Raw genomic sequence first — 1,712 nt, 5'->3', positions numbered from 1 at the left:
CCCTATACCTTCATCGTCCTGGCCCTGGTGATTTTCACCCTCGCCCCAGTAGCCATTCTTAACACCCCTACCGACATCTTCCCGAATATCAACATCCCGGTTGTGGCTGTCTCGTGGACTTATACGGGTATGAATCCCGAGAGTTAGAGGGGCGTCTTACCACGGTTTATGAAAAGATCCTGACCGCGCTGGTCGACAATATCGAACACATCGAATCAACCACTGTAAATGGAACGGTGGTCGTCAAAATCTTTCTGCAGCCCACGGCAAGTGTCGACCGCGCCAACGCACAGATTACCGCCGCCTCGCAGACCATTTTGCGTCAGTTGCCGCCTGGAACCTTGCCGCCGTTAATTGTTAACTACACCGCGTCCAGTGTGCCGATTCTCCAACTGGCCCTCTCCGGTCCGGGGCTCAGCGAGTCGGACCTGAATGATCTGGCACTGAACTTCCTGCGGGTACAACTGGTGACGGTTCCGGGCGCAGTGGTGCCATATCCTTACGGCGGAAAGCAGCGTGAAGTGATGGTCAATCTGGATTCGGGGCTCCTCCAATCCAAGGGACTGTCGCCGCAAGATATCGTGACTGCAGTCAACTCGCAAAATGTCATAGCGCCCTCGGGAACCGCCAAGATCGATCAATTCGAGTACGACATCGCCACCAACTCCGCTCCAAAAACAGTCGAGGAAATGAACACCCTACCGGTCAAAGTTGTAGGCAACTCGACCATCTACCTGCGAGACGTCTCGCACGTAAGCGATGGTTGGATTCCACAGACCAATATCGTTCGCCAGGATGGCCGGCGAGGCGTGCTCGAGACCGTCATCAAGGCGGGCGACTCGTCCACGCTCGACGTGGTTAAGGGCATTCGCGACATGCTCCCCCGCGTCGCACAGACGCTGCCTCCGCAACTCAAGATTCAGCTGCTGTCAGACCAATCCGTCTTCGTTCGCGCCGCCGTCAGCGGTGTAGTGCGGGAAGCCGGCATCGCGGCCGTGCTCACTGCTCTGATGATCCTGGTCTTCCTCGGAAGCTGGCGCAGCACGGTGATCATCGGGGTCTCCATACCACTGGCCATCCTGAGTTCGGTGATTGTCTTAGGCCTTCTGCATGAAACCATCAACCTGATGACGCTGGGTGGCTTGGCGCTGGCCGTTGGCATTCTGGTGGACGACGCCACTGTAACCATCGAAAACATCTCCCGTCACCTGGAGGAGGGCCAGCCCCTGGACCAGGGAATTCTCGAAGGCGCGGCGCAGATCGCCGTGCCCGCCTTGGTTTCCACGCTTTCCATCTGCATCGTCTTTCTTCCCATGTTCGCTTTGGGGGGCGTGGCGCACTATTTGTTTCAGCCGCTCGCCGAAGCGGTGATTTTCGCCATGCTGGCGTCCTACCTCCTGTCGCGAACTTTAGTTCCAACGCTCGCGATGTATCTCCTCAAATCCAGAGAAGAAAATGCCGCGCCCTCGCGCAATCCGTTTACCCGCGCACAGAAAGCATTCGACCGCGGGTTTGAAGCTTTTCGTCATGCCTACCAGCGGCTGCTGACAACGTTCGTTGGAAAGCGATTCCTTTTTGTCCCCGCTTTTCTCCTGGTCTGTCTTTCGGCTGCCGCGCTCATCCCGTGGCTTGGCCAGGACTTCTTCCCGGACACCGATAGTGGTCAATTCATCCTTCACATGCGCGCCAAGACCGGAACGCGGATCGAAGAC

1 pseudogene is annotated in these 1,712 nt (G+C 57.3%); it reads left to right on the top strand.

The window, feature by feature from the left end:
* Positions 1-86: 86 nt before the first annotated feature.
* Positions 87-1,712, top strand: a pseudogene (locus WBR57_RS25300) (efflux RND transporter permease subunit); the annotation flags it as partial.

It is taken from the genome of Pseudomonas sp. (genome assembly GCF_049590575.1).
In the GTDB taxonomy this organism is placed as follows: Bacteria; Pseudomonadota; Gammaproteobacteria; order Pseudomonadales; family Pseudomonadaceae; genus Aquipseudomonas.
Note: the sequence above shows the minus strand (reverse complement) of the source record. Positions and strands in the feature narration are given on the sequence as shown.